We start from the raw sequence: 26,162 nt of genomic DNA, 5'->3' as shown, positions 1-26,162 counted from the left end.
GCCGTGACCAGCTCTCTACCGATTCCGGCGCGGCCGGGGCCGGCCCCGCGGATCGGGTTGCCGTACCTCTCGCCCGCGGTCCGGGAGTTCCTCAACCGGGAGGCCGGCAGCGCCGCGGTGCTGCTGATCGCCACCGTGGCCGCGCTGGTCTGGGCGAACCTGCCCGGCGACACCTACGAGAGCTTCTGGCACGTCGAGTCGTCGATCCGGGTCGGCTCCTGGGCGCTCGAGCTCGACCTGCAGCACTTCGTCAACGACGCGGCGATGTCCATTTTCTTCCTCGTCGTCGGGCTGGAGATCAGCCGTGAAGTGACGGTCGGTGAGCTGCGCGACCGGCGCACCGTAATCGTGCCCGCACTGGGCGCGATCGGCGGGCTGGCGTTCCCGGCGCTGATCTACTTCCTGATCCAGCCGAGCGGCCCGGCCGCCGCGGGCTGGGGCATCCCGATCTCGACCGACACCGCGTTCCTGGTCGGCGTCCTGGCGCTGTTCGGGCCGCGCTGCCCGGACCAGCTGCGGCTGTTCCTGCTGACGCTGGCGATCGTCGACGACATCGGCGCGATCAGCGTCATGGCCGTGTTCTACAGCGACCACGTCTCGACGAGCGCGCTCGGGATGGCCGCGATCCTGGTCGTGGTGCTGCTCGGTCTGCGGTTCGCCGGGGTCTGGCAGCTGGCGCCGTATCTGCTGGTCGGCGCGGCGCTGTGGGTGGCCGTGTTCGAGTCCGGCGTGCACCCGACGCTGGCCGGGGCGCTGCTCGGGCTGATCGTGCCGGCCGCCGCGGTGGACCCGTCCCAGCGGCAGCGGCTGGCCTACTACGGCCGGGCCGTGATCGAGGCCGCGACCCCGGCCCGGGTCCGGCTCGCGAACACCGCGGCCCGGGCGACGCTGAGCTCCAACGAGCGCCTCCAGGACGCGCTGCACCCGGTCAGCGCGCTGGTCGTGCTGCCGCTGTTCGGGCTGGCCAACGCCGGGGTGCCACTGGACTGGGAGACGCTGCGGGACGCGTCGACCTCGCGGGTGACGATCGGGGTCGCGGTGGCGCTGGTGGTCGGCAACGCGATCGGGATCTCGCTGCTGGCCGGCCTGGCCCTGAAGACCGGATTAGGGGCGCTGCCCGGGCGGGTGCGGTACGGGCACCTGATCGGCGGGGCCGTCCTGTGCGGGATCGGGTTCACGATCGCGCTGTTCATCACCGACCTGGCGTTCGACGACGAGGCGCTGCGCCAGGACGCGAAGATCGGCGTGCTGGCCGGGTCGCTGCTGGCCGCGGTGCTCGGCTCGTTGCTGCTGCGGTACCTGGGGGAGCGGTTGCCGCTGTGCACGGTCGACTCCGAGGGCGGCCCGCCCGCGCTGCCGACCGGCCCCTGGCTCGACCCGACCGCGGCCAGGATCGCCGAGGTGCGGGCCGTCCGGGAGACCGCTAGCGAGTGAGGCCCGGCTACCGAGTGAGACCCAGCGCGGCGCGGAGCTCGCGCAGCTCGACCCGGCCGGTGTACAGCCGGTCGTTGATGCAGAGCGTCGGCGTGCCCCGGACCCCGAGCGCGACGCCCGAGGCGTAGTCGGCCTCGACCGCGGCCCGGGCCGCCTGCGCGGCCTCGCCGGTGACCGAGGCCGGGTCGGCGACGCCGACCTTCTCGGCCCAGTGCTGCAGGTCGGGGTCGGAGAGCTTGGCCTGGTGCTTGAACAGCACCCAGACGAAGTCCCAGAACTGCTCACCGGTCGACTCCGCGGCCAGCGCCGCGGTGAGCGCGAACGGGTGGATCTCGAACAGCGGGAAGTGGCGGAACACCAGCCGGACCCGGCCGTTCGAGCTGTCGACCAGCTCATGGAGCACCGGTGCGGCCGCACCGCAGTACGGGCACTCCAGGTCGCCGTACTCGACGACGGTGATCTCCGCGTCCGGATTGCCGTAGACGTGGCGGTTCAGATCAATGGCGGGAGCCTCGGTCACACCGTGAACGGTAGCTCGTTCTCCGACTATTATGCGGCGATGGAGGAGTTGTCCCTGGGCGACACCAACGGCATCCTCCGCCAGCCGTGGGTGCGGCCGCAGCGCACGAGCACCGGGCTCGGCTGGGCCGGTCTCTACGTCTCCACGCAGCGCGAGCAGCCGTACTCGGCCGCGTTCGAGGGCGCCCGGACGCACCTGGTGATCCTGCACCGCGACGGTCCGGTGACGGTCTCCCGCGGTCACGGTGGGCTGACCTCGTCGCGGACGGTCCCGCCGGGCGGGTTCTTCGTCCACCCGGCCGGGAAGGACCTGACGGTCCGGTTGGGTGGCCCGCTCGACACGGTGCACGTCTACCTGCGTGACGACGTCCTGCAGCAGGCGCACGACGGCCCGGCGGTGGACCTGGTCGAGGAGCTCGGGGCCCGGGATCCGCTGCTGGAGCAGGTCGTGCTGGCGCTCGACGGCGTGCTGACGTCGTGGGAGCCGGCCGCCCGGACCTACGTCGACCAGCTCGGGACGCTGCTGGCCGCCCAGCTCGCCCGCGGGCACTCGAACCGGCGGCTGACGTCGAGGCGGGCGGCCGGGCTGGGCGATCGGCAGTTCGCGGCCGTCACCGGCCTGCTCGACGCCCGGCTGGGCGAGCCGGTGCCGCTGGCCGCGATGGCCGACGCGGCCGGGCTGAGCGTCAGCCAGTTCTCCCGCCAGTTCAAGGCCCGCACCGGCCTGGCGCCCCACCAGTACCTGCTGCGGGTGCGCCTCGACGCGGCGACCCGTCTGCTGCGCAACCGCGCGCTGTCGATCGCCGAGATCGCCACCCGCTGCGGTTTCTCGCACCAGGAGCACCTGACCCGGGTGATGCGCACCCACCGCGGAGTCACCCCGGCCGCGTTGCGGCGCTGATTTCGTGCCGACGGCGTAGCAGGATCGTGCAGGACCAGGTCGGCCGGGTGCGGGGATACTCGGCCGCGACAGCGAGGTCGAGGAGGCGTGGTGCGGGGTTTCATTTACGCCGCTCATCCGGTGCGGGTGCTGTTCGGTGCAGGCACGCTGGCCGATCTGCGGGGGGAGGTCGAGCGCCTGGGCCGCCAGCGGGCGCTGCTGGTGTCGGGCTCGTCGCAGCCGGACGTCGTCGCACGGGCCGCCGAGGGGCTGGGCGATCTCGTCGCGGCCCGGTTCGACGGGGCTGCGATGCACACTCCGGTCGAGGTCACCGAGCGGGCGCTGGCCGCGGCCGGCGACGTCGACTGCGTGGTCTCGATCGGCGGCGGCTCGGCGACCGGGCTCGGCAAGGCCGTCGCCGTACGGCGGGGGATCCCGCTGGTCGCGGTGGCCACCACGTACGCCGGCTCGGAGGTGACGCCGACGCTCGGCGAGACGTCCGACGGCGTCAAGACGACGCGTACCGAGCCCGGGATCCTGCCCGCGACCGTGATCTACGACGTCGACCTGACGCTCGGGATGCCGGTCGGGTTGTCGGTGGTCAGCGGCGTCAATGCGATGGCCCACGCGGTCGAGGCGCTGTACTCGGCCGACGCCAACCCGGCGGTGGACGCGATGGCGGTGCAGTCGATCACGCTGCTGGCGTCGGGGCTGCGCCGGATCGTCGCCGCGCCCGACGACGCCGACGCCCGGGCTGACGCGCTGGCCGGGGCCTGGCTGGCCGGGACGTGTCTGGGTGCGGTCGGGATGGGCCTGCACCACAAGCTGTGCCACACGCTGGGTGGGTCGTTCGGGCTGCCGCACGCCGAGACGCACACGGTCGTCCTGCCGCACGCGATGGCCTACAACGCCGCCGCGGCGCCCGAAGCGATGGCCCGCGTCGCGACGGCGCTCGCCGCCTCGCGCCCCGGCGACGGTGGGGCCGATGGGCCGGCGTTCGCTGGACGCTCGGCGCGCGGGCAGGACGCCGCGGCGATGATGTACGACTTCGTCGTGGAGGTCGGCGGGCCCACCTCGCTCGCGGAGCTCGGCCTGAAGCGCGACGACATCCCCGCCGCGGCGAAGCTCGCGACCGCCAAGCCGTACCCGAATCCGCGTGAGGTCACCGAAGACGGCATCGCCGGGCTGCTCGCCGACGCGCTGGCCGGGACGAGGCCGGCCGGGGCCCCGGACTTCTCCTGGCTCACCGAGCAGGTCGTCGCCAGCTTCGCGGGCACCCCCGATCCCCGGACCAAGCAGCTGGTCACCGACCTGGTCCGCCGGCTGCACGCGTTCGCCGAGGACAACGACGTCACCCAGGACGAGTGGCAGTACGCGATCGACTTCCTCACCCGCACCGGCGAGATCACCAGCCCCACGCGCCAGGAGTTCGTCCTGCTCTCGGACACGCTCGGCGTCTCGAGCATGGTCGACCTGCTGACGAACTCCCGCACGCCCGACACGACCCCGTCGGCGGTGCTCGGCCCGTTCTACGTACCCGGCCCGCCGCCGGTGGCTCCGGGCGCCGACATCTCCGGCAGTCTGCCCGGAACCCCGCTCTGGGTGGACGTCCGCATCGAAGGTGTGAACGGAGAGCCGATCGCCGACGCCACCGTCGACGTGTGGCAGAGCAACGAGGACGGGTTTTACGACCTGCAGCTGCCCGACCTCGACGGGCCGGTGCTCCGCGGCCGGCTGCACAGCGAGGCCGACGGGCACGTGCGGTTCTGGACGATCCTGCCGTCGGAGTACCCGATCCCGGTCGACGGGCCGGTCGGCGCGATGCTCACCGCGACCGGACGCCATCCGTACCGGGCGCCGCACCTGCACTTCCTGATCGACGCCCCCGGGCACCGGCGGCTGATCACGCAGCTGTTCGTCGACGGCGGCGCCTACCTCGACTCCGACACGGTGTTCGGGGTCAAGGACGACCTGATCGTCGACTTCGGCCCCGGCGGGGGTTCGCGGCCGGACGGAAAGCCCGGCGAGTGGCGTGAGCTCACCTACACGTTCCGGATCGGATGAGGTGCCCCCATGGCCCAGGTGGAAACGGACGTCCTCGTCGTCGGTAGCGGCCCGGCCGGTGGGGCCGCGGCACTGCTGCTCAGCACCTACGGCGTCCCCAACGTCGTCGTCACCAAGTACTCGCGGCTGGCCGACACCCCACGCGCGCACATCACGAACCAGCGCACGATGGAGGTCCTGCGGGACGCCGGTCTCGAGGAGACCGTCGTCGCGCAAGCGACGCCGCAGCACCTGATGGGCGACACGCCGTTCTGCACGTCGCTGGCCGGGGAGGAGCTGGGCCGGCTGCACACCTGGTACACGCATCCGGCGCGCAAGGCCGAGCACGACCTGGCCTCGCCGACGTCGATCTGCGACATGCCGCAGCACCTGATGGAGCCGGTGCTGGTGAACGCGGCGATCGCCCGCGGGACGAGATTCCGGTACGACACGGAGTACGTCTCGTTGACCCAGGACGCTTCCGGTGTCACCGCGACGGTGCGGGACCGGCTCCGGGGCGACGAGTACGAGATCCGGGCCAAGTACCTGATCGGGGCCGACGGCGGGCGATCGCAGGTCGCGGCCGACATCGGGCTGCCGACGGTCGGGCAGATGGGCGTGGCCGGTTCGATCAACATCGTGTTCGAGGCCGACCTGACCCGGTTCGTGGCCCACCGGCCGAGCACGCTGTACTGGGTGCTGCAGACCGGATCGGACGTCGGCGGCATCGGGATGGGGCTGGTCCGGTGCGTGCGCCCGTGGCACGAGTGGCTGATCGTCTGGGGCTACGACATCAACGGCTCGCCGCCGGATCTCACCGAGGAGTACGCGCGCCGGATCGCGCACCAGCTGATCGGGGACCCGTCGGTGCCGGTGCGGATCACGTCGTCGTCGGCCTGGACGGTGAACCACCTGTACGCGGAGCGGTACTCCTCCGGCCGGGTGTTCTGCGCCGGGGACGCCGTGCACCGGCACCCGCCGTCGAACGGGCTGGGGTCCAATACGTCCATTCAGGACGCCTACAACCTGGCCTGGAAGCTCGCTCACGTGCTCAAGGGGACGGCCGGGCCGGAGCTGCTCGAGACGTACACCGCCGAGCGGGCGCCGATCGGGAAGCAGATCGTGAACCGGGCCAACCAGAGCATCGGCGACACCCGTCGGATCTTCGACGCGCTCGGGTTGCTCTCGACCGAGGATCCCGACCAGATGCAGGTCAACATGGCCGCGCGGAAGAACCCCGGCGCCGACAAGCAGCGCCAGGCGCTGCGCGAGGCCGTGGCGTTCAAGGACTACGAGTTCAACACCCACGGGGTCGAGCTGAACCAGCGGTACGTGTCGCCGGCGGTGGTCCCGGACGGGACCGCGGCCGAGAACCCCCGCGACGACGAGCTGTTCCACTTCGCGACGACGGTGCCGGGCGCGAAGGTGCCGCACGCCTGGGTCGGCCGGGGGTCCTCGCGGCTCTCGACGCTCGACCTCGGCGGCCACGGGCGGTTCACGCTGCTCACCGGCGTCGGCGGGGAGGCCTGGGCGGACGCGGCGGCGTCCGTGGGCGCGGAGCTGGGGGTGGAGATCGCGGTGGTGGCGATCGGGCCCGGGGCGGAGTACGAGGACCTCTACGGGGACTGGGCGGCGGTGCGCGGGGTCGGGGACACCGGAGCGGTGCTGACCCGGCCGGACAACTATGTCGGTCACCGGGTGGAGACGCTGCCGGCCGATCCCGCCGCCGCGCTGGGAGCCGCGCTCCGGACGATCCTGGCCCGGTGATCTGGCCGGGGACCCCACGGTCGGCCAGCGCTGGGCCGCGCGGTCGGGTCGCGCCGGCGGACGCCGGCACGCGCTACGACTCGGGGGTGTCGGGATTCTCCGGGCGGGGGGTCGCCGGCCAGGGGCGGCCTAGGAACGGGAGGCCCTGAGGACGCGGGCGCGGCGCGGCCGACGCGCGGACGTCGGCGATCTGCCGGCGGAGGTCCTCCTGGCTGATCGCCGACGCCGGCGAGCCGGTGCGCGCTTCCCGCATCGCCTTGGAGAGCTGCGCCCGGCGCAGCACCTCGGCCAGGTCCGCGCCGGTCAGCCCCTGGCTCAGCGTCGCGCAGGCCGCGATGTCGACGTCGTCGGCGAACATCCGGAACCCCGGTACCTCGTGTTCGACGATGAGCTGACGGATCATCTTGGCCAGGATCTGGGCGCGGCCGGTGGCGTCCGGAGCGGGCACCGCGAGCTTGATGTCGAACCGCCCCGACCGCACCAGCGACGGGTCGATCCGCTCGGGAAAGTTCGTCGTCGCGACCACGAAGACGTTCGGGTTCGCGTCGACCAGCGTGTTCATCTCCTGCTTGAAGATGCCGGCGACCGAGTTGATGGCCTGGCTGGCGGCGTCGCCGCCCTCGCTGGCGTAGCCGATGATCGTGTCGAACTCGTCGAACAGCATCACGGTCGGCTCGGAGTAGCGCCGGGCGTCGCGGAAGATCTGCTTGATGTTCCGCTCGGACGAGCCGAGCCACTTGTCGAGGATCTCGGTCGTCCGGATCTCCCGGAACCGGGCGCCGATCTCGTTCGCGAGCGCGCGGGCGAGCATGGTCTTGCCGGTGCCCGGGGGGCCGTAGAACAGCGCGCCCTGCGGGCGCTTGGCGCCCCAGCGGGCCAGGGCCTGAGGGTGGCGGAACGACGCGGCGATCTCGCGGAGCTGGGCGACGATGTCGTCGAGCCCGCCGACCTGGTCGAGCGTCACCCGGTCGGGGCCGCCGGACGTCGCCGAGACCGTGATCACCTGGCCGACGAGTGCGTCGGGGCCGGTGGCGTCGGCCACCGCGTCGAGAACGAGGCGGCAGAAGCCTTCGAGGTGGGCCACGGACATCTCGGCGGCGGGAACCGTCGAGCGGAGGACGATCGTGCGCTCGGCCGTGCGCGCGGTCGCGACGACGCCGCTGGCCTGGTCGGACACCTCGGCCTCGACGTCGAGGACGTCGGCCGGCGAGGCGTCCGAAGACCGGTCTTGATCCTCCCGGGTCTGATCCAGGCGGCGGGAGAAGTTCCCGATGACCGACGAGACGCCGTCGACCAGCCGCGTCGCCCACGGATCCCCGGACTCGACCCGCCGGGACAGGAAGACGCCGATCGGGTCGTTCCCGAGCACGGTCACCCCGGCCCGCTCGCCCGACTCGGTGCCGGTCCGGATGCTCGCGTCCAGAAAGAACTCCGTGTCCTCGTGGGCCAGCGACAGCGCCACCGACCGGACCGGCGGCGGGAAAGCGACGCCCGACAGCAGCTCCACCCGCGGCCCGTCGGCGGCGGCCAGGATCCGTTCGGCGTCCACGAGCGTGATCGTGCAGCCGGCGTGCGTGAACGTCCGCAGGTCGGGCCGCAGGGCGAAGGGCGTGTTCGGCTCCACCCTTCGTTGCTACCCCGCCACCGCAACCCCTATCCGGATCCGCCCGTCGAGCTCGAGACCGCACGACTTGTCCGGGCTCGTTACCCTGCCGGGGTCGGTCGAAGATCGGGGACGGGCATGTTCGGTAGGGGTCGGCGGGAGCGTCGGCACCCCGACGTCACCCCCGAAGCCGCGCTCCGCGATCACGTCGTCCGCGGCCACACGCTGCTCGAACAGGGCCGCGCGACAGAGGCCGAACAACTCCTGGCCGGGGCGTTGCCGCTGGTCACCGAGGTCGGCCCGCACACCAACGGGTTCCTCGCCTACCGGCTGCTCGGCCAGTGCGCCCGCACGTCGGGCCGGCTCGACGCGGCCCGCGGCTACTACAGCGCCGCGCTCGACGTCGCCGAGGCGCTGGGCGACCCGCACCTGGCCGGGGCCGCGGTCAGCGGGATGGCGTTCGTCGAGCTCGCGGCCTCCGACCTGGAGCGCGCCGACGGCTACTTCCGGCAGGCCGTCCAGCTGGTCCGCACGGTTCCGCCCGGCCCGGGCCGGGTGACGGTCCTGCGCAACTACGCCGACCTGCTCGCCCGGGCCGACGACCCGCGCGCCGCCGGCTACTACCAGGAGGCGCTCGACCAGCCCGGCGTCGCCCCGGCCGACCGGGCCACGATGCTGCTCTCGCTCGGCCGGGAGCTCTGCCGCCGCGGCCGGGTCGAGCCCGGCGTCGAGCGGCTCCGGGCCGCGGCCGCGCTCCTCCGCGAGGCCGAGTCCCCGTCCGACGAGTACACCGCGGTCGTCGCGCTGGCCGGCGCGGCCCGGGACTGCGACCCGCCGACCGCGGCCGACGCGTTCGTCCGCGCCCACGACCTGGCCCGCTCCCGGTCCGTCGCCCCCGACCCGCAGCACTACACCGAGGGCTACGCGGCGCGCGTCCGGGCGGTCGAGGCCGAGACGCAGCGCCGCGCGGCCGCGGGTCAGCTGCCGACGACCGCCCACCCGGCGTTCCGCGCGGCCGCCGAGGCCGTGACCCAGGGTCTGCGGCCCGACGTCGCGTCGGTGGTCGCGGTCGGCGCACCGGCGACGGTCGGGATGCGGTCGCTGGAGGAGGCCGAGGCGCTGCTGGCCGAGTACCGCCTGGCCGACGCGGACGCGAAGCTGCAGCTCGCCGACGTGATGTGGTCGTCGCTGGGCGCGGCCCACGTGCTGCCGCGGGTCTGGGCCGGGCAGGGGCGGCTCGCGCTGCTCCGCGGCGACGACGCGGCCGCCTGGGGGCTGCTGGAGCGGGCCCGGACCCAGGCCGCGGCGCTCGGGGACGCCCGCACCGAGCTCGTCGCGATCGTCGGCCAGTGCCGGCTGGCCGCCGAGCTGGCGGTGCTCGAGCTCGTGCCGCGGGCCCGGGCTCTGGCCGAGCTCGGCGGCGCCGACAGCGTCACGCTGACCGAGCTCGCCGCGGCCGCGGCCGAGGTCTGCCGTCGCTACGGCGCGGACGCGCTCACCGAGCAGTACCTGCGCGAGGCGGTCGGGTCGGCCGAGGCCGGCCGCCACCTCGCGGTGGCGGGCCTCGCGCCGCCGGGCGCGGCGGCGGCGCTGGCCGAGGCCCTGGCCGCGCTCGTCCGATTCCTGGTCGACGCCGACCGCGGCGCCGAGGTCGCCCCGCTGCGCGAGCGGCTGGTCGCGCTCGGCTCGAGCGACGATCCGGTGGTGCGCCTGGCGGCGCAGGGCACGCTGGGACGGCTCGACCTCGTCGACGGCACGGTCACCGAGTCCACCGCGGCGACGCTCGCCGACGCCTGCGCCGCCGCCGACGAGCTCCGCGCCCGCGGCGCCGGATCCCTGCCGACCATGCCCTATGCGGACGCCGCCGAGGCCTCGGTCGTGCTCGGACGTCCGGACGAGGCGCTGGCGCTGCTCGAACGCGCCGACGGCTCCGGGTCGGGTCGGGGCGGGGCGACGCTGGTCGTGGCGTTCGCGGGAGTGCGGAGTATCCATCTGCTCACGGCTGCCCCTGACGTCCCGGTGGTGGCCGAGGCGATCGCGCTCGAAGAGTGGGCGCCCGGGTCGGCCGTGGATCGGAAGCTCCGCGAGGTGCTCGACGGCCTGGCCGGCCCGGTGCGGCTGGTCGCCCCCGGTTCCCTGCCGTCGGCCCGGTTCGCCTCGGCCGACGTCTCCGTTCTGCCCGAGCTGCTCGATGGGCCGGGGTCCGCCGCGGCAGGCGGGCCGGGCGCACCCGCGGGGCGCGGGCCCGGGTGGGTGTTCGCGGATCCGCTCGGGGACCAGCCGTTCGCCCGGGTCGCGGCCGCCCACGCCGCCCGCACCCTCGGCACCACGCCGATCTGCGGCCCGGCCGTCACCGCCGACCGCCTCGCCGGCGCGCTGGCCGGGACCCCGCTCCTGCACCTGGCCGTCCCGGTCGTCACCGACCCGCGTCGTCCGCGGCGCAGCGGCCTGCTGCTCGCCGGTCCGGACGGCTCGCCCGACCGGCTCGCCCCGCCCCGCCTGGCCACCCTGCCCTGGGCCGGGGTGACGGTGCTGCTCGCCCCGGGTGACCGCGCCGCCGTCCCCGCGCCGATCGTCGCGACGCTGCTCCGGGCCGGCGCCACCGCGGTCGTCGCGAGCACCCGCCCGGTCGACGCGCTGACCGGCGCGGTGCTCACGACCTGGCTCGCCGACGCGCTGGCCGACGGCGCCGACGTCTACACCGCCGTGCACGCGGCCCAGGAATGCGCCCGCACCTCGTCCGGCGACGACCTGCTCGCCTGGGCCGCCGAACGCCCCGACCTGGACGCCGCCGCCCTGGCCGTCGTCACCGAACGCGCCGAGTCCCGCGCGCCGTTCGCCGACCCCGGTCACTGGGCCTGGCTAACCGCCTACGGTCTCCGCTAGCGGCGCCGCGACCCGCAGGAACTCGATCTTCTCGGCGTCCGGCGAGCCGGTCGGCGTCGTGTACGTGACGATCCGCAGGTCCGCGCAGGGAACCGTCAGCACGTCGCAGTCGACGAGAACCGGCCCGACGACCGGGTGCTCGATCGTCTTCCGGTCCGAGATGTGCACCCCCACCGCCCCCGAGGCCCAGAGCCGGGCGAACCGCTCGCTGCCCGCCAGGGCGTCCGCAATGAGACCGGTCACGCGCGGGTCGTCCGGATACCGGGCCTCGGCCGACCGCAGGTCGGAGACCACGGCCCGCTCGAGGACCTCGGGCCCCAGCTCGGAGACGACCGGCCACCGGGCCAGCACTACGTCGGAGGCGAGCCCGAAGCGGGCCCGAACCAGGTTGCGGTCGGCCGGCGGGACCGAGGCCGGGTCACCGATCAACGCGGCCCAGAGCGGACTCCAGCTGATCAGCTGCCAGTCGGCCGCGAACACCCCGAGCGGGATCTCCCCGAGCCGTGTGATCAACCGCTGGACGCCCGGCGGCACGTGGTCGGACACCAGCCCGGCCGACGGCGGCTGCAACCCGGCCAGCAGGTACAGGTGGTCGCGCTCGCAGTCGTCGAGCTGCAGCGCCCGGGCCAGCGCGCCGACGACCTGGGCCGACGGCGTCGTCGCCCGGCCCTGTTCGAGCCGCACCACGTAGTCGACCGAGAGCCCGGCCAGGTTGGCCAACTCCTCGCGACGCAGCCCGGCGGTCCGGCGCTTGGCCGCGACCGGCAGCCCCGCGTCGGCCGGGGAGAGCCGGTCGCGCCAGGTCCGGAGCGTCTCGCCGAGGGTGTCGGATGTCATGACCCCATGATCCTCCGCTCCGCGCCGACCACCCTGGTACTGCTGGTCCTACCGTCGAGGGCTCTCTGGTAGCGGGCCCGCCGGTACCGCACGGTGGAGCCATGACAGTCACGTTCATCACCGGAGCCAACAAGAGCCTCGGCTACGAATCCGCCCGCCGTCTGATCGGCCTCGGCCACACCGTGCTGATCGGCGCCCGCGACCCCGAGCGCGGCCGCACCGCCGCCGACGCGCTCGGCGCCCGTTTCGTCCAGATCGACGTCACCGATGACGAGTCGGTCGCCGCCGCGGCCGCGGACGTCGCCGCCCACGAGGGCCACGTCGACGTCCTGATCAACAACGCCGGGGTCCCCGGCGCGCACGGGCCGGCCGCGGACCTGACCGCCGCCGACGCGGCGTACGTGTTCGACACCAACGTGATCGGGATCGTCCGGGTCACGCACGCGTTCCTGCCGCTGCTGAAGACCTCGGAGAATCCGGTCATCGTGAACGTCAGCAGCGGCCTGGGCTCGTTCGGCGTGACGCACGACCCGGACCGGGTCGAGTCGACGCTCCCGCTGCCCCTCTACACCTCGTCCAAGGCCGCCGTGACGATGCTGACCACGCAGTACGCGAAGGCGCTCCCGGAGCTGCGGGTCAACGTCGTCGACCCGGGCTGGACCGCGACCGACTTCAACAACCACAGCGGTCCGCAGACGCTCGAGGAGGGCACCGACGCGATCGTCGCGCTCGCGACGATCGGCCCCGACGGCCCGACCGGCACGTTCCAGGACCGCTCGGGGACCGTTCCCTGGTGAGTCGAGGGCCGGATGCCGCTGTCGGGTGGCAGGCGTAGGTTTCAGGGTGAAGGCATCCAGAAGAAGGAGTCCTGCCGAATGACTGAGCCCAACGCTGCTGCTGCCGGCACGATCGACGTCGGCGGCGACCTGACCGTCAACCGTCTCGGATTCGGCGCCATGCGGATCACCGGGGACGGCATCTGGGGCGACCCGCCGGACCGCGAGGTCGCCAAGTCCGTCCTCCGCCGCGCGGTCGAGCTCGGCGTCAACTTCATCGACACGGCCGACTCGTACGGGCCGCACGTGTCCGAGGAGCTGATCGCCGAGGCGCTCTACCCGTACGCGGACGACCTGGTCATCGCCACCAAGGGCGGCCTGGAGCGCACCGGCCCGGGCCAGTGGCCGGTCAACGGCAGCCCCGAGCACCTGGTCAAGGCGCTCGATGGCAGCCTGAAGCGGCTCAAGCTCGAGCAGATCCCGCTGTACCAGTTCCACCGGCCCGACCCGAAGGTGCCGATCGAGGAGTCGCTCGGCGTCCTGATCGAGGCCAAGAACGCGGGCAAGATCCGGCACCTCGGCGTCTCGAACTTCGACGAGACGCAGATCGCGATCGCCCAGGGCCTGACCCCGATCGTGTCGGTGCAGAACCGCTACAACGCCGACGACCGCTCGTCCGAGACCGTCGTCGACCTGTGCGAGCAGGAGTCGCTGGTCTTCCTGCCGTGGGCGCCGATCAGCGCCGACAACCCGGCGGTCAAGCAGGCTGCGGTCGACCACGGCGTCTCGCCGCGGCAGGTCGTGCTGGCCTGGCTGCTCGCGCGCTCGCCGAAGATCCTGCCGATCCCGGGCACCGGCTCGATCGAGCACCTGGAGGAGAACCTCGCGGCGGCCAGCCTGCAGCTGACGCCGGCCGAGGTGGCGGCCATCACCGGTTGATGTCCGTTTCCGGCTTCCCGTTCCCGTTCCGTGCCGACACCTTCCGGTACGGCACGAACGTGGAACGGGCCCGGACGGTCGTGCCGACCGCGGCCGGTTCGTGGGGCGGTGGCCTGCTCGACGTGGACGACCGCTACCGCGCCGACCTCCGTCTCCGGTCGGAGATCCTGGCCCGGGACGGTGGCCGTTCGTGCGTGCTCCCGCACGCCGTTCCGGCCTGCTGGGACGCGTTGCTGACGGTCCTGCGCGAGCTGGCCTCCGCCTATCCGGACGTCTTTTCTCTGGACGCCGTGGGCGGCGGCTACCGCTGGCGGAACGCGTTGCTGGACGTTTCCGTGACGTTCGCGGTGGGGGATTTCCTGCCCGGCGGGCCGTTGGGGTTCCTCGCGTCCCAGATCCAGGACGACGTGGTGGTGCTCGACCAGCGCGAGGGCGCGTTGTGGGCGGACGCCGGCGTGGTGACGTTCGCGGCCGGCTGGTCGCTGGGGTTCGACGTCGGGATGCGGTTCTCGGAGATTCACGCGCCGGTGCCGCGGATCGCGTCCGAGGGGGTCGTCTCGCGGGCCGAGCGGTTCCTGATGCGCTTGGCGCCGGGGGAGGAGTACCGGCGCACGAACTGGTCGGCGACGCTGGACGGGCACCTGGACCAGTCGACCGAGGCGTACGAGGTGTGGGGGCCGGCGCGCGCGTCGGCGGGGTCGCTGGGTGGGGTCGAGCTGGCGCGCCGGTTGTATTTGCGGGTGGAGGTGCAGCACCTGATTCGGCTGGGCTACTCCGGCGCGATCCTGTTCCTGATCCGTACCTACCTGTGCTCGTTGGAGGAGCTGGCCACGGTGCCGGAGTGGCGGGTGCGGTTCGGCCGGGTGCTGGGCGAGCTCCCCGAGGACATGGCCACCTACAAGGGCCTCTCGCCGTTCCGCGCCGCCGCTGCCGCGTGGCTCCTCGCCGATTGACGAGGTATCGGGGTTCTGAGGGGCCCCAGAACCCCGGAAAGTCGTCAACGCGCGAGCGCCCCACGGAGCTGCCTGACGAACGCGGCCCAGCGGTGCTCGTTCTTGAGGTCGGCGGCGGTCAGGTGGAGGACTAGCCAGCCCTCCGCTTGGAGCTTGTTGAGGCGTTCGCGGTCGTGTGCCATCTGCCTGGTGTCGCCTACGTGGTGGGCGCCGTCGTACTCGAGCGCGACCTTGGCGTTCGGCCAGGCCAGATCGACGCGCGCGACGAAACGGTCGTCGGCGAAGACTTCGTGCTGCGTGGTCGGCGGGGGGAATCCGGCGAGCACGAGGCGGACTCTGGTGCGCGTCTCCTGGGGCGACTCCGCGCGCGGATCGGCGAGCGCGATGGCGCGAGCTGCCTTGCTGCGGGGGAAATTCTCCGTCCAGGCGGCCATCGCCGCTTTCCGGGGTCGCTGGTGCGCGAACAGCACATCGAGCCCCACGACCGCCTCGACCAGGTCGTTGCCCGACGCGATCTCCCAGGCCGTGCGCGTCGCCGCCGTGATCGGCGGGTTCCCGTCGACGATGTGCCCGAGCGGAAGCCACGCCGTCCTTTTCACGCTCATACCGCGACGCGTGAAGCGGCAACCGGCCGGAACGAGCACCGCGACGTCGTCGGTCTTCTCGCCGAGCGGTAAGCCGCTCAGGCAGGCCGCGGACACCCCGGTGAGCGCGGCTCCGGCCGGGAGGATCAGGCGGGCGGCGAGGCACTTCTGGAGGTGAGTGTCGGGGTGGCCGGCGTCGACGTACACGTCGCGGAACAACCGCCGCCAGCTTCTCCGGCCCCGGAGCTGGTCCGCGGTGATCAGGCCACGGGCGATCGCCGCGGACCCCACGAACGGGCCGCGCCGGAGCTCGTGAGGGCGCGAAGGAGGACGAGCCATCCGCCTACTCTCCCGGAGCCCGCGCCCCGGGCGCGTCGCCCATCCACAGCCCCCGCGGATTGACGACTTGACGGGGTTCTGCGGGCCCGCAGAACCCCGGAAAGTCGTCAAAGCGCGGCGGTCGTCCCCCGGGGGACCAGGTGTGGGGGGATCACCAGCTCGCGCTGGGGCACCTTTTCGCCCTCTATGCGGGCCAGCGCTCGGGTCACCGCCAGCGTCGTCATGCTCGCGGTGTCCTGGGCGATCGTCGTGAGGTCCAGGTACGTCAGGCGGGCCAGGCGGCTGTCGTCGTAGCCGATCACGCTGACGTCCTCCGGCACCGACACCCCCGCTCGGCGCAACGCGTCCAGCACACCCGTGGACGCCAGGTCGTTGAAGACCGTGATCGCGGTCGGCAGGTCCCGGATGAGCGACACCGCGGCGGCGCCGTCCTCGCCGGTCGGACCCCCGGGCACCACGCGGATCTCGTCGTCCAGGCCGTGGCGGCGCATCGCCTCGCGGTAGCCGCGCCGGCGCTCGGCGGCACCGGGCATCCGCCCGCCGTCGATGTGCACGATCCGCCGGTGCCCGAGCGCGACCAGATGGTCCACGGCCAGGTGCAGCCCGAGCACGTCGTCGCTGCGGACGACGTCCAGCGCGCGGTGCCGGAGCCCGCGGCCGACCGCCACCACCGGCAGCCGGGCCGACAGCGCGGCCAGCGACGCGGTGGAGGACTGCGGCCCGAGCACGATCAGCGCCTCGCACCGATCCTGCAGCAGCGCCTGAATCGCCCGGCGCTCGCCCCGGCGCTCGGTGACCGCGCTCAGCGTCAGCTCGTACTTGAGATCCTCGGCGGCGTCGTAGAGGCCGGTCACCAGGTCGCCGTGGAACGCGTGCTGCACCCCGAAGACGACGCCCAGCAGCCGGCTGCGTCCGCTCCGGAGCAGGCGGGCCCGGGCATCGGGGTGGTAGCCGAGCTGCTCGGCGACCTCGAGGACGCGCCGGCGGGTGGCGGCGCTCGCTCCGGGGGCCTCGCGCATGACGATCGACGCCAGCGCGGTCGAGACCCCGGCCTGCGCGGCCACGTCCGCCAGCGTCGGCCGACGCTCGCCTGTGCGCATCCGGGTACCCTACCGACCCCGCAAACCCGCGATGGGTCAGACGACGGCGCCGGCCCGCGTAGCGTCCGGATGGTGCTCGTGCACGGGAAGGGCACGACGGTCGAGGCGGAAGCTGACCAGCGCGAGGGCGAGCCCGACCGCGGCGAGCACCACCCCGACCCAGGCCGGGGACGTGTACCCGAGCCCGCGGGCGATCACGACCCCACCGAGCGCGGCCCCCAGGCTGTTGGCGACGTTCGTCGCCGACTGGTTGATCGCCGCTCCCATCAGCTGCGCCCCCGGCGCCACCGAGATCAGCCGGGCCTGCAGGGCCGGCGCGTTGACCAGGCAGGCGGCCCCGACCAGGAACGCGGTCAGGAACAGCCCGACCGGGTGCGAGGCCAGCAGCCCGAACAGTGACACGGTCACGATCACCGCGATCATGCCGAGGGTCATGCTGCGCTTGATGTTCCGGTCGCCGACCGCACCGCCGAGCAGGTTCCCGACCGTCATGCCGACGCCGATCGTCGCCAGCACCCACGGCACCGCCGACTCCGACAGCCCGGCGACGTGGGTGGTGATCGGCGCGATGTAGCTGTAGACCGAGAAGAACCCGGCGAAGCCGATCGCCGCGACCGCGGCCGCCAGCCACACCTGCGGACGCCGGAACGCCTCCAGTTCGGCCCGCGGCGAGCCGCCCGGCGCGGCCGCGATCGGCGGCACCGTGGCCAGCACCGCGATCAGCGTCAGCACGAACATCCCGGCGATGGCCAGGTACGCGATCCGCCAGTTCGTCGCCTGACCGAGGCTGGTGATGAGCGGGACGCCGAAGACGTTGGCCGCGGTCAGCCCGGACAGCACGGCGGCGAAGCCCTTGGCCTGGCTGCCCGGCCCGATCAGCGTCGCCGCGACCATCCCGGCCGCACCGAAGTACGCGCCGTGCGGCAGTGCGGCCAGGAAGCGGGCCACCAGCACGAGCGGGAAGTTGGGCGCCATCGCCGAGGCCACGGTGCCGATCACGAACAGCGCGAGCAGCAGCACGACGAGCGTCTTGCGGGCCATCCGGGCGGTCAGCGCGGCCAGCAGCGGCGCCCCGACGACGACGCCGAGCGCGTACGCGGTGATCGCCCAGCCGGTGCGCGCGACCGCGTCGGCGACCGACCGGTCGTAGACGCCGGGCAGGAGGCCCTGCGCCATCTCCGGCAGCAGGCCCATCGCGACGAACTCGGTCAGCCCGACCGCGAACCCGCCCAGTGCCAGCGACAGCACGGCCGCCCAGCGGCGCGCCGGAGCAACCCGTTCCACAGACCCCTCCCGGTACGGTTCCGATTGCGCACCGGCGCGCGAGTCATCGAAAGACGCAGTTCAGCGTAACTCCGTTCGTCTGGAACGTTCTAGTGCAGAAGGTCACAGGGACGCGGTGCCGCCCGCTCGGAGCTCTCAGAGGTCGGCGATCTTGCGGTGGTCCCAGGACGCGATCTTGGTCGGCGTGAGCTTCACCCAGCCGTGCCGTCCGTCGTGGTGCATCGGCCCGTCGTCGGCGCTGCCGAAGTACTTCACGGCGAACAGCTTCTCGGCCGCCTCCAGCTCGGGGATCGACTCCGCGCCGGTCCGCGGGGCCTCGCCCACCTGCTCCAGCGTGCCCCGCAGCTCGACGCCGTGCAGCTCGAAGAACTCGTGCCCGGCGTCGACGACGACCGCCACCCGCGGGTCGCGGACGATGTCGGCCCAGCGCTGGCTCTTCACGATCGAGTACAGCCAGAGCGACGTCCCGTCCCACACGTACCAGAGTGGGGAGACGTGCGGCGCGCCCGAGGACGTCAGCGTGGCGACCCGGCAGGTGCGGCTGTCGGCGAGGAACGCATCGAGCTCCTCCTTCGACATCGCGATCCGGCGTCCACGCTTCTGCGTGCTGAGCACGTCACTGTCGACCACAGCGCCTCCTCGGGTTCGGGTCCGCCCTCCGGTTTACCGGACGGTAGGGGTCCCCGTCATGTGAAGAGTGGGCCCGGTGTGGGTAAGCGTCGGGCGCGGGCGGCGTCGCCCGTCCTCGGCCGTGCCGGGGAGAGGGACCGGGAGACCTCATGCAGATAGCGACCGTCCTCGCGGCCGACGCCCCGGAGCCGGTGGGCTCCGATCCGCGGCTGATCATCGCCGCGCTGCTCGGCATCGCCGTCGTCGTGGTGCTGATCACCTGGGTCAAGATGCATCCGTTCATCGCGCTGACCGTCGGCGCGATCGGTCTCGGCCTGGGCGCCGGACAGGCGGCCGCCGACACCGCGACGAGCTTCAGCAAGGGCTTCGGCGACACGATGGCCTCGGTCGGGCTGCTGATCGGGCTCGGCGCGATGTTCGGGAAGCTGCTGGCGGACTCCGGCGGTGCCGACCAGATCGTCGACACGCTCGTCGGGCGGGCCGGGCCGCGCAGCCTGCCCTGGCTGATGGCGCTGGTCGGCGCGATCATCGGCCTGCCGATGTTCTTCGAGATCGGCGTCGTGCTGCTGATCCCGGTGATCATCCTGGTGGCGCGCCGGTCGGGGCTGCCGCTGTTCCGGATCGCGATCCCGACGCTGGCCGGCCTGTCGGTGATGCACGGGCTGGTGCCGCCGCACCCGGGTCCGCTGGTGGCGGTGTCGGCGTTGAAGGCGAACCTCGGGCTCACGCTGGCGCTGGGGCTGCTGGTGGCGATCCCGACCGTGATCATCGCCGGCCCGCTGTTCAGCCGGTTCGCGGCGAAGTGGGTCGACATCCCGGTCCCGGACCTGTTCACCACCGACGACGACCGCAGGCCGGCCGGCTCCGACACCGGGTCCGCGGAGGCGAGGGAGGCCGAAGCGGAGGACCCGGACGGTCCGGCGGTGCCGGCCCGCAAACGGCCCAGCTTCGGCGTCACGCTCGCCTGCATCCTCCTGCCGGTCGTGCTGATGCTGGCCAAGGCCATTGCCGACGTCGTCGCGCCGGACTCGGAGAGCACCCTGCACGACGCGGTCGACTTCGTCGGGACCCCGCTGATCGCGCTGACGATCGCGGTCCTGGTCGGCATCGTCGGCCTCGGTCGCAGCGGTGGGATGGACCGTAGCGCGATCGCCACGACGCTCAGCGACTCGCTGCCGCCGATCGCCGGGATCCTGCTCATCGTCGGCGCCGGTGGTGGGCTCAAGCAGGTGCTCATCGACACCGGCCTGGCCCAGATCATCGCCGACGCGGTCGAGGGCAGCGCGCTGCCGGTGCTGCTGCTGGCCTGGATCGTCGCCGTGCTGATCCGGGTCGCGACCGGCTCGGCGACCGTCGCCACGGTCACCGCGTCGGGCATCCTGGCGCCGGTGGCCGCCGACCTGTCCAGCTCGCACGTCTCGCTGATGGTGCTCGCGATCGGCTCCGGCTCGCTGTTCCTCTCCCATGTCAACGACGCCGGGTTCTGGCTGATCAAGGAGTACCTCGGTACGACCGTCGCCCAGAACCTCAAGACCTGGACCGTGATGGAGTGCATCATCTCGGTCTGCGGCCTGATCGGTGTCCTTCTCCTCAGTGTGGTGGTCTAACTGCAGACGTTCCTCCCGGTCGCCGACTTCGCGTCCTCCGCCGCTCTCCTCGACTCGCCCCGGCTGGGCAAGCAGCGGGTCGAGACGCTCCAGGTGCTGCGCGCGCTCGAACTGCCCGACTACGGCTGGGCGAACCACCCGGTGACGACGATGTGGCGCGGACGCACCGCCGGGCTGGTCGTCTACGGCCTGGCGATGGTCCGGGAGTGGCGCGAACGGGGCTTCGCCGACAGCACCGCGCCGCTGATCGCCGAGTTCGCGCCGGACGCGGCCGGGCTGACCCAGGAGGAGGCGGCCGGCCTGCTCCCGAGCTGGGTCGGCGACGAGGACGTCCACCGGTCGCACCGCTCGAACCTGATCGCCAAGGACCCGGCGTTCTACCGGCCCCGCTTTCCCGACACCCCCGACGACCTGCCGTACGTCTGGCCGGCCGCCGACGACGTGCGGCCGCCGGCGGGGCCCGAAGGCGCTGACGTCTGGGTGGTTCGTCCGGCCACCGCCGAGGCGCTCGGCACCGCGCTCGGCCAGGGGCTCGTCGGGGTCGGCACCGAGTCGGGTGTCGACGTCGACGCGACCGGGCTCGACCCGGTGGAGCTGCGCGACCTGGCCAAGGAACTGTCGGGCCGACGCCCGGCCAAGGCCCTGCGTCAGCTCTCCGCCTTCCTCGACGACGCGAAGCCCGGCGACCTGGTCGGGGTGCCGGTCGAGCAGGGCGCCGGGCTGCTGCTCGGCGAGATCGTCGGCGACTACCAGTGGGTGCCGGGGGAGCCGCTGCCGCACCGCCGCCCGGCCCGGTTCGGCCACGTCGTCCCGCGCGCTGCCGTGCGTCCGCCGTCGTCCCTACAGGACCCGCGAGGCTTCTTCCGCACCGTCCTCGACCCGGCCCGGGCCACGCCCGGCCCGTGACCGCCCGGGCTAGGAACGGGCCGTGACCGTCAGACGGAGGTGCGCGTCCGGGCCGAGGATCGGCTCGGCCGTCCTCGGCAGGCGGACGTTCGCCAGCCAGACGCCCGGCTCGGGGTTCTCGTCGGCCAGGCGCTCGTCCTCGCCCGGCTCGTAGTCGCGCAGCGCCCCGACGATCCCGGAGTTCCACTTCGCCGCCGCACGCAGCCCCGACGCCCCCGCGTCCATGTCGACGATCAGGATGTCGTCGAAGTCGGCCACCCGCTCGAGATGATTGCCGAACCACAGCGTGTGGTCGGTCTGCTCGACCGAGAGCAGCCGCAGGTGCAGCCCGTAGCGCATGCCCGCGGCCTGGTCGGGCCGCGGCGCCGAGCTCGACAGGAACAACGTGAGCAGCGGATACGGCGTGTCCGGGGTGTCGTCCGACGACGGCAGCGAGAGCTGGATCGGGCACCAGTGGTCGGCGGTCTGCTCGTGCATCACGATCGCCAGCCCGCGGATCGACAGCCGCACCTCGGCCTGCCAGGAGATCCGCCGATCGGTCCGGGGCAGCGCGCCGAGCAGGTCCACCCGCACCTGCAGATCCCCGAACAGGAACCGGCGCAGGTTCTGGTAGCCCTCCTCGGAGTTGACCACCCCGTACGGACCGCTGTGACTGCGGTGGACGAACGCGTGCCGGGCCCCGGGCACGTACGCCTTCTCGATCTGCACCAGCCCGTCGCTCTTCGGCCCGACCGCGAACGACGACAGCCCGTGGGCGACGTCGTAGTTCTCCGGGTTGGTGCCGATCAGGCAGAACACCCGCTCCTTCGGGAACCCGTCGTCGGGCATCTCCTCGGGCTTCCAGCCGGCCGGCGGCCGGCCGCCGCGCTGGGCCGCCGGGGTCAAGTACTGGTACATCCGGTCCCGGCCGAAGATGTCGGCGCCGTCGATCCCGGTCAGATCGCGCAGCCGCTCCAGCAGGCCGAACCCGACGTCGAAGGCGATCCCGCCGTGCGGCGTCGCGTATGTGAAGAGTTTGTCGACCCAGTCGGCCGGATCCAGGCCCTTGTCCGGCAGCACCTTCTGCAGCAGGCACCGGCAGATCAACCCGCCCATCGAATGGGCCACCAGGTGGACGCGCGGCGCTCCGCTCCTCGCCCGCAGCTTCTCGATCAGCCCGAACAGGTCGTCGGCGGCCCGTTCGAGGCTGTACGCCTGCGGCTTCTCGCCCCAGGTGCTGGCCGAGACGTCGTAGAACCGGTGGATCCAGATGCTGTTCGGCTTCACCGCCGCGGGAGTGTCGAGCGTCGACGGCGGCCCGCCGATCTCGTACCCCTCGTCCAGGTGCAGCCGCAGCAGCGGGCTCTCGAACTGGAAGAACAGCGGTTCGCCGTCGCCGCCGACCCGGACGGTGGTCGAGCCCTCGTTGAACCCGTAGAACGGGTCGGTGACCACCCGGTTGATGCCGTCGGTACCGCCGGCGAACCCCCGCACGTACACGATCGGCAGGTACTCGCTCGTCTCCATGGCGTCGAGTGTGGAAGCGGCGGGTCTCGGGCGCTTCCGGGTCACCACGTAATCTCGGCGGGGTGACCGGAACCGTCCGTACGCGGCCGCCTGCTCCCGTTCTCGGGGCGCTCGCGCTCCTGGCCCTGATCACGCTCGGGCTCGCCGGGCTCGCGATCGTCAAGCTGGCCACCGGCCGCGGGCCCGACCCGGTGTTCCCGCTGCTGTTCGCGGCGTCGTTCGGCATTCTGACGTTCGGCGTCCGGCGCGGCCTGCGGGCCTACCGGATGTGGACGGTGATCGTGGCCGGGTTGTCGCTGGTCTTCGGCATCCTGACGCTCGTCGACCCGGACGACCACAGCCCGGTGCTCGTCGATCTGGCCCGGATCGTGTTGTCCGGCGCGGTGGTGGCCCTGCTCACCGTCCCGGCGTCGGCCCGGGAGTACTTCCGAACCGAGGGGGAGCGCTAGTGGAGTTCGGGCTCGATACGTTCGGCGACCGCAGCGTCGACCTGGCCGGTGAGCAGGTCCCGTACGCCCAGGTGATCCGGGACGTCGTCGAGGAGGGCGTGCTCGCCGAGCAGGTCGGCGTCGACAGTTTCGGCGTGGGGGAGCACCACCGGGACGACTTCGCGATCTCGGCGCCGGAGGTCGTGCTGGCGGCGATCGCCGCGCGCACGACGCGCATCCGGCTGCGTACCGCGGTGACGGTGCTGAGCTCGGACGACCCGGTGCGGGTCTACGAGCGGTTCGCGACGCTCGACGCGATCTCGGGTGGCCGGGCCGAGGTGACGCTCGGGCGCGGGTCGTTCACCGAGTCGTTCCCGCTGTTCGGGTTCGACCTGCGCGACTACGAGAAGCTGTTCAGCGAGAAGCTCGACCTGATGGTCGCGCTACTGGACGGCGGCGGCCCGGTGACCTGGAGCGGCACGGTCCGCCCGCCGCTGGAGAACCAGCAGGTCTACCCGAAGACCGACTCCGGGACGCTGGCCGCGTCGATCGGCGTCGGCGGCAGCCCGGAATCGGTCGTCCGGGCCGCCCGGTACGGGTTGCCGCTCGCGCTGGCGATCATCGGCGGCGACCCGGCCCGGTTCGCGCCGTTCGTCGAGCTGTACCACCGGGCGCTCGCCGAGTTCGGCCGGGACCCGCTGCCGATCGCCGTCCACTCGCCGGGCTTCGTCGCCGACACCGACGAGGAGGCCAAGGAGATCGTCTTCCCGCACGCGCTGGCGATGCAGAACCGGATCGGCGCCGAGCGCGGCTGGCCGAAGTACACCCGCGGACGGTTCGAGTCCGACATCAACCACGGCGCGCTGCACCTCGGCTCACCCGAGACCGTGGCCCAGAAGATCGCCCGCACGGTCCGCGCGCTGGGCGTCGAGCGCTTCGACCTCAAGTACACGAACGGCGCGATCCCGCACGTCCACATGGCGAAGGCGATCGAGCTCTACGGCACCAAGGTCGTCCCCCGCGTCCGCGAGCTGCTCGCCGAGGACTAAACAACGGCCTCGACCGCGCCGACCTCGGCGCCACCACCGAGCATCGGGGCCCGGGCGAGGCGGTCGAGCACCGGCGCGTCGACTCCCAGCGCGCGCAGCGCCGCGACCGCCACCGGCCAGACCGCGCGCTGGGACCCGTCCTCGATCTTGACCGCGAGCGCCCGGCCGTCGGCCAGCGCCACCGCCACGACCCCTTCCGCCCCGCCTTTGGCCAGCGCGCCCGGCACGCCCCGCATCAGCCAGGTGTCCGGCCTCCGGGTCCCGGCCACGTACTCCGGGTGCGCGCGCATCGCGGCCGCGACCCGCCCTCGCGCCGAGGACGGCTCGGCCCGGACGAACGCGCCGAACGCCCGGGCCAGGCCGGTCAGGCCGAGCGCCGCGGTCGGCGCGCCGCACCCGTCGATCCCCAGGTGCGCGACCGGCTCCCCGGCTGCGCCGGCGATCTCCGCCGCGACCCGTGCCTGCAGCGGATGTCCGACGTCCAGGTACGACCCCGTGGCCCAGTTCGACGTTCTACAAGCCAGCAGAAATCCCGCGTGTTTCCCGGAACAGTTCATCCAGAGTCGCGGATCGGTCGGGTCGCCGGCCCGCAGCACCGCCTCCGCGACCACCGGGTCGAGCGGCGTCCCGGGCGGGCAGCGCAGCGCGTCCACCGGCAGCCCGGCCCGGTCCAGGATCGCCCGCACCCCGTCGACGTGGAACGGCTCGGCCGCGTGACTGGCCGCGGCCAGCGCGAGCAGCTCGCCGGACAGGTCGGCGCCGGACTCGAGCATCGCCGCGGCCTGCATCGGCTTGAGCGACGAGCGGGCGTACACCGGGGAGGTCACGTCCCCCCGGGCGGTGTGCACCTCACCGGCGGTGTCCAGCACGACCAGCGAGCCGTGATGGCGACTCTCGACGATTCCGGAACGGGTCACCCGGGCGAGAACCGGCAGGGAGGTATCAGACACGATGCCCAGTATGCGGGCTCCCAGTACGGTGTCGGCATGTGCCTGGAACCCGGCAGCGCGCCCGACCGCGCGGCCTCCGCGCCCCGCCCGGCCGACGGGCCCGCCGTCGACCCGATCGCGCTCGAGCCGGTCGACGAGGTCACGGTCACGACGCTGATCGACAACTCGTTCGACGCCCTGCTGGCCTCGCGGAACGGCGTCGAACGACCGACCCGGGGCCTCGGCTCGGTCGAGGCGCCGCTGTTCGAGAGCGGGCGGACCGAGCCGGGCCTTCGCGCCGAGCACGGCTTCTCGGCGCTGGTGCGCGTCCGCCGGGGCGCGACGACCTCCACGCTGCTGTTCGACACCGGCGTCTCCCCGGACGGCATGACGACGAACGCCGGCCGGCTCGGCCTCGACCTCGGCGACGTCCAAGGCGTCGTGCTCAGCCACGGGCACTTCGACCACACCGGCGGCCTCGCCGGTCTGCGGAGGCGAGGCCTCCCGCTCACCGTCCACCCCAACGTCTGGAGCCGCCGCCGGCTCGCGCCTCCCGGCGTCGACCCGATCGACCTGCCGACGCTGTCGGCCGGTGCGCTGCGCCGCGAGGGCTTCGACGTCATCGAACGGCGGCACCCGTCGCTGCTGGTCGACGGCAGCGTCCTGATCACCGGCGAGATCGACCGCACGACCGAGTACGAGCGCGGGATGCCGCCGGCCCACCAGGCCCGGACGGCGTCGGGCTGGGCCCCCGACCCGACCGTGATCGACGACCAGGCGCTCGTCGTGCACGTCCGCGGGGCCGGGCTGGTGATCGTCACCGGCTGCGGCCACGCCGGGGTCGTCAACATCGCCCGGCACGCGATGCGGCTGACCGGCGTCGACCGGCTGCACGCTCTGATCGGCGGGTTCCACCTGAGTGGACCGTACTTCGAGCCGATCATCGCGCCCACTGTGGACGCCCTGTCCGCGCTGGCCCCGGCGTTGCTGGTGGCCGGGCACTGCTCCGGCTGGCGGGCCCAGCAGGCGCTGGCGACCGCGCTCCCGGACGCCTGGGTCCCGAGCAGCTCCGGCACCACCTACCGGCTGACCGCCGCGGCCTGAACCTTAAGAGCAGCCTGAGTTCCGAACCGGTCGTTCGGAACTGTCCGTACCTCTGTATC

Annotated in this window: 22 protein-coding genes; 13 read left to right on the top strand and 9 right to left on the bottom strand. The window is 73.1% G+C overall.

Annotated elements, in window-relative coordinates; genetic code table 11:
• Positions 1-3: 3 nt before the first annotated feature.
• Entirely contained in the window at positions 4-1,434 is a 1,431-nt protein-coding gene (gene nhaA / locus FL583_RS01260) for a Na+/H+ antiporter NhaA (protein ID WP_142702550.1), read from the top strand.
• 7 nt (positions 1,435-1,441) lie between these two features.
• Here the strand turns inward: nhaA and FL583_RS01255 are convergent, their stop codons facing one another.
• Entirely contained in the window at positions 1,442-1,954 is a 513-nt protein-coding gene (locus tag FL583_RS01255; protein ID WP_142702549.1) for a DsbA family protein, read from the bottom strand.
• Positions 1,955-1,993: 39 nt separating this feature from the next.
• On the opposite strand from FL583_RS01255, the gene FL583_RS01250 reads away from it, so the two are divergent.
• The 3 genes from FL583_RS01250 (at position 1,994) to FL583_RS01240 (ending at position 6,643) form a co-directional block, all read left to right on the top strand.
• Entirely contained in the window at positions 1,994-2,854 is an 861-nt protein-coding gene (locus FL583_RS01250; protein WP_142702548.1) for a helix-turn-helix domain-containing protein, read from the top strand.
• Between the two features lie 90 nt (positions 2,855-2,944).
• Positions 2,945-4,897 (top strand): maleylacetate reductase and hydroxyquinol 1,2-dioxygenase domain-containing protein, encoded by a 1,953-nt coding sequence (locus FL583_RS01245; protein WP_142702547.1) that lies wholly within the window; start codon positions 2,945-2,947, stop codon positions 4,895-4,897.
• Positions 4,898-4,906: 9 nt separating this feature from the next.
• Positions 4,907-6,643, top strand: a complete 1,737-nt coding sequence (locus FL583_RS01240) for an FAD-dependent oxidoreductase (protein ID WP_142702546.1) — start codon at positions 4,907-4,909, stop codon at positions 6,641-6,643.
• Positions 6,644-6,716: 73 nt separating this feature from the next.
• Here FL583_RS01240 and FL583_RS01235 read toward each other — a convergent pair whose 3' ends face one another.
• Complete coding sequence (locus tag FL583_RS01235; RefSeq protein WP_205751755.1) at positions 6,717-8,267, bottom strand: ATP-binding protein; 1,551 nt, start codon at positions 8,265-8,267, stop codon at positions 6,717-6,719.
• A 117-nt stretch (positions 8,268-8,384) separates the two neighbouring features.
• Between FL583_RS01235 and FL583_RS01230 the strand changes: the two genes are divergently transcribed.
• Positions 8,385-11,132, top strand: coding sequence for a tetratricopeptide repeat protein (locus FL583_RS01230; protein WP_142702545.1), 2,748 nt, complete (start codon positions 8,385-8,387; stop codon positions 11,130-11,132).
• On the opposite strand, the gene FL583_RS01225 is transcribed toward FL583_RS01230, so the two are convergent.
• Positions 11,109-11,969, bottom strand: coding sequence for a helix-turn-helix transcriptional regulator (locus tag FL583_RS01225; protein ID WP_142702544.1), 861 nt, complete (start codon positions 11,967-11,969; stop codon positions 11,109-11,111). The genes FL583_RS01230 and FL583_RS01225 overlap by 24 nt on opposite strands.
• 101 nt (positions 11,970-12,070) lie before the next feature.
• Between FL583_RS01225 and FL583_RS01220 the strand changes: the two genes are divergently transcribed.
• The 3 genes from FL583_RS01220 (at position 12,071) to FL583_RS01210 (ending at position 14,637) form a co-directional block, all read left to right on the top strand.
• Positions 12,071-12,766 carry an SDR family NAD(P)-dependent oxidoreductase gene (locus tag FL583_RS01220; RefSeq protein WP_142702543.1) on the top strand — a complete coding sequence of 232 codons (696 nt, stop codon included), beginning with the start codon at positions 12,071-12,073 and terminating at the stop codon, positions 12,764-12,766.
• Between the two features lie 78 nt (positions 12,767-12,844).
• Complete coding sequence (locus FL583_RS01215; protein ID WP_142702542.1) at positions 12,845-13,684, top strand: aldo/keto reductase; 840 nt, start codon at positions 12,845-12,847, stop codon at positions 13,682-13,684.
• Positions 13,684-14,637 carry a heme-dependent oxidative N-demethylase family protein gene (locus tag FL583_RS01210; RefSeq protein ID WP_142702541.1) on the top strand — a complete coding sequence of 318 codons (954 nt, stop codon included), beginning with the start codon at positions 13,684-13,686 and terminating at the stop codon, positions 14,635-14,637. Before FL583_RS01215 ends, FL583_RS01210 begins: the two co-directional genes overlap by 1 nt.
• Before the next feature lie 44 nt (positions 14,638-14,681).
• Here the strand turns inward: FL583_RS01210 and FL583_RS01205 are convergent, their stop codons facing one another.
• The 4 genes from FL583_RS01205 to FL583_RS01190 form a co-directional block, all read right to left on the bottom strand.
• Positions 14,682-15,560, bottom strand: coding sequence for an endonuclease domain-containing protein (locus tag FL583_RS01205; protein ID WP_142702540.1), 879 nt, complete (start codon positions 15,558-15,560; stop codon positions 14,682-14,684).
• A gap of 107 nt (positions 15,561-15,667) precedes the next feature.
• The gene (locus FL583_RS01200) at positions 15,668-16,660 is read right to left on the bottom strand and encodes a LacI family DNA-binding transcriptional regulator (RefSeq protein WP_142702539.1); all 993 of its coding nucleotides are present in this window, start codon (positions 16,658-16,660) and stop codon (positions 15,668-15,670) included.
• 36 nt (positions 16,661-16,696) lie between these two features.
• Positions 16,697-17,944, bottom strand: a complete 1,248-nt coding sequence (locus FL583_RS01195) for an MFS transporter (RefSeq protein WP_142702538.1) — start codon at positions 17,942-17,944, stop codon at positions 16,697-16,699.
• Between the two features lie 135 nt (positions 17,945-18,079).
• Complete coding sequence (locus tag FL583_RS01190; protein WP_142702751.1) at positions 18,080-18,523, bottom strand: pyridoxamine 5'-phosphate oxidase family protein; 444 nt, start codon at positions 18,521-18,523, stop codon at positions 18,080-18,082.
• Between the two features lie 200 nt (positions 18,524-18,723).
• Here FL583_RS01190 and FL583_RS01185 point away from each other — a divergent pair, with 200 nt between their 5' ends.
• Both FL583_RS01185 and FL583_RS01180 read left to right on the top strand, forming a co-directional pair.
• Positions 18,724-20,181: a GntP family permease gene (locus FL583_RS01185; RefSeq protein ID WP_142702537.1), complete on the top strand. Its 1,458-nt coding sequence runs from the start codon at positions 18,724-18,726 to the stop codon at positions 20,179-20,181.
• On the top strand, positions 20,182-21,087 hold the full coding sequence (locus FL583_RS01180) for an MSMEG_6728 family protein (protein WP_142702536.1): 906 nt from the start codon (positions 20,182-20,184) through the stop codon (positions 21,085-21,087). It abuts the gene before it with no gap.
• 9 nt (positions 21,088-21,096) lie between these two features.
• On the opposite strand, the gene FL583_RS01175 is transcribed toward FL583_RS01180, so the two are convergent.
• Complete coding sequence (locus FL583_RS01175) at positions 21,097-22,593, bottom strand: esterase/lipase family protein (protein WP_142702535.1); 1,497 nt, start codon at positions 22,591-22,593, stop codon at positions 21,097-21,099.
• Between the two features lie 62 nt (positions 22,594-22,655).
• On the opposite strand from FL583_RS01175, the gene FL583_RS01170 reads away from it, so the two are divergent.
• Both FL583_RS01170 and FL583_RS01165 read left to right on the top strand, forming a co-directional pair.
• Positions 22,656-23,042: a hypothetical protein gene (locus FL583_RS01170; protein ID WP_142702534.1), complete on the top strand. Its 387-nt coding sequence runs from the start codon at positions 22,656-22,658 to the stop codon at positions 23,040-23,042.
• The gene (locus FL583_RS01165; protein WP_142702533.1) at positions 23,042-24,070 is read left to right on the top strand and encodes an LLM class flavin-dependent oxidoreductase; all 1,029 of its coding nucleotides are present in this window, start codon (positions 23,042-23,044) and stop codon (positions 24,068-24,070) included. The genes FL583_RS01170 and FL583_RS01165 overlap by 1 nt, the downstream gene beginning before the upstream one ends.
• Here FL583_RS01165 and FL583_RS01160 read toward each other — a convergent pair.
• Positions 24,067-25,020 (bottom strand): asparaginase, encoded by a 954-nt coding sequence (locus tag FL583_RS01160; protein WP_240746540.1) that lies wholly within the window; start codon positions 25,018-25,020, stop codon positions 24,067-24,069. The genes FL583_RS01165 and FL583_RS01160 overlap by 4 nt on opposite strands.
• A 36-nt stretch (positions 25,021-25,056) precedes the next feature.
• Between FL583_RS01160 and FL583_RS01155 the strand changes: the two genes are divergently transcribed.
• Positions 25,057-26,103, top strand: coding sequence for an MBL fold metallo-hydrolase (locus FL583_RS01155; RefSeq protein WP_142702532.1), 1,047 nt, complete (start codon positions 25,057-25,059; stop codon positions 26,101-26,103).
• Positions 26,104-26,162: the final 59 nt, after the last annotated feature.

The sequence above is a fragment of the Cryptosporangium phraense genome (genome assembly GCF_006912135.1).
Taxonomy (GTDB): Bacteria; Actinomycetota; Actinomycetes; order Mycobacteriales; family Cryptosporangiaceae; genus Cryptosporangium; species Cryptosporangium phraense.
This window is presented reverse-complemented; position numbering and strand designations above follow the sequence as displayed.

Bases quoted from the DNA above. Each gene is read 5' to 3' on its own strand.
- FL583_RS01250 (WP_142702548.1), top strand. From the start codon at position 1,994: ATGGAGGAGTTGTCCCTGGGCGACACCAACGGCATCCTCCGCCAGCCG.
- FL583_RS01240 (WP_142702546.1), top strand. From the start codon at position 4,907: ATGGCCCAGGTGGAAACGGACGTCCTCGTCGTCGGTAGCGGCCCGGCC.
- FL583_RS01230 (WP_142702545.1), top strand. From the start codon at position 8,385: ATGTTCGGTAGGGGTCGGCGGGAGCGTCGGCACCCCGACGTCACCCCC.
- FL583_RS01225 (WP_142702544.1), bottom strand. From the start codon at position 11,969: ATGACATCCGACACCCTCGGCGAGACGCTCCGGACCTGGCGCGACCGG.
- FL583_RS01220 (WP_142702543.1), top strand. From the start codon at position 12,071: ATGACAGTCACGTTCATCACCGGAGCCAACAAGAGCCTCGGCTACGAA.
- FL583_RS01215 (WP_142702542.1), top strand. From the start codon at position 12,845: ATGACTGAGCCCAACGCTGCTGCTGCCGGCACGATCGACGTCGGCGGC.
- FL583_RS01210 (WP_142702541.1), top strand. From the start codon at position 13,684: ATGTCCGTTTCCGGCTTCCCGTTCCCGTTCCGTGCCGACACCTTCCGG.
- FL583_RS01205 (WP_142702540.1), bottom strand. From the start codon at position 15,560: ATGGCTCGTCCTCCTTCGCGCCCTCACGAGCTCCGGCGCGGCCCGTTC.
- FL583_RS01200 (WP_142702539.1), bottom strand. From the start codon at position 16,660: ATGCGCACAGGCGAGCGTCGGCCGACGCTGGCGGACGTGGCCGCGCAG.
- FL583_RS01190 (WP_142702751.1), bottom strand. From the start codon at position 18,523: ATGTCGAAGGAGGAGCTCGATGCGTTCCTCGCCGACAGCCGCACCTGC.
- FL583_RS01185 (WP_142702537.1), top strand. From the start codon at position 18,724: ATGCAGATAGCGACCGTCCTCGCGGCCGACGCCCCGGAGCCGGTGGGC.
- FL583_RS01175 (WP_142702535.1), bottom strand. From the start codon at position 22,593: ATGGAGACGAGCGAGTACCTGCCGATCGTGTACGTGCGGGGGTTCGCC.
- FL583_RS01155 (WP_142702532.1), top strand. From the start codon at position 25,057: ATGTGCCTGGAACCCGGCAGCGCGCCCGACCGCGCGGCCTCCGCGCCC.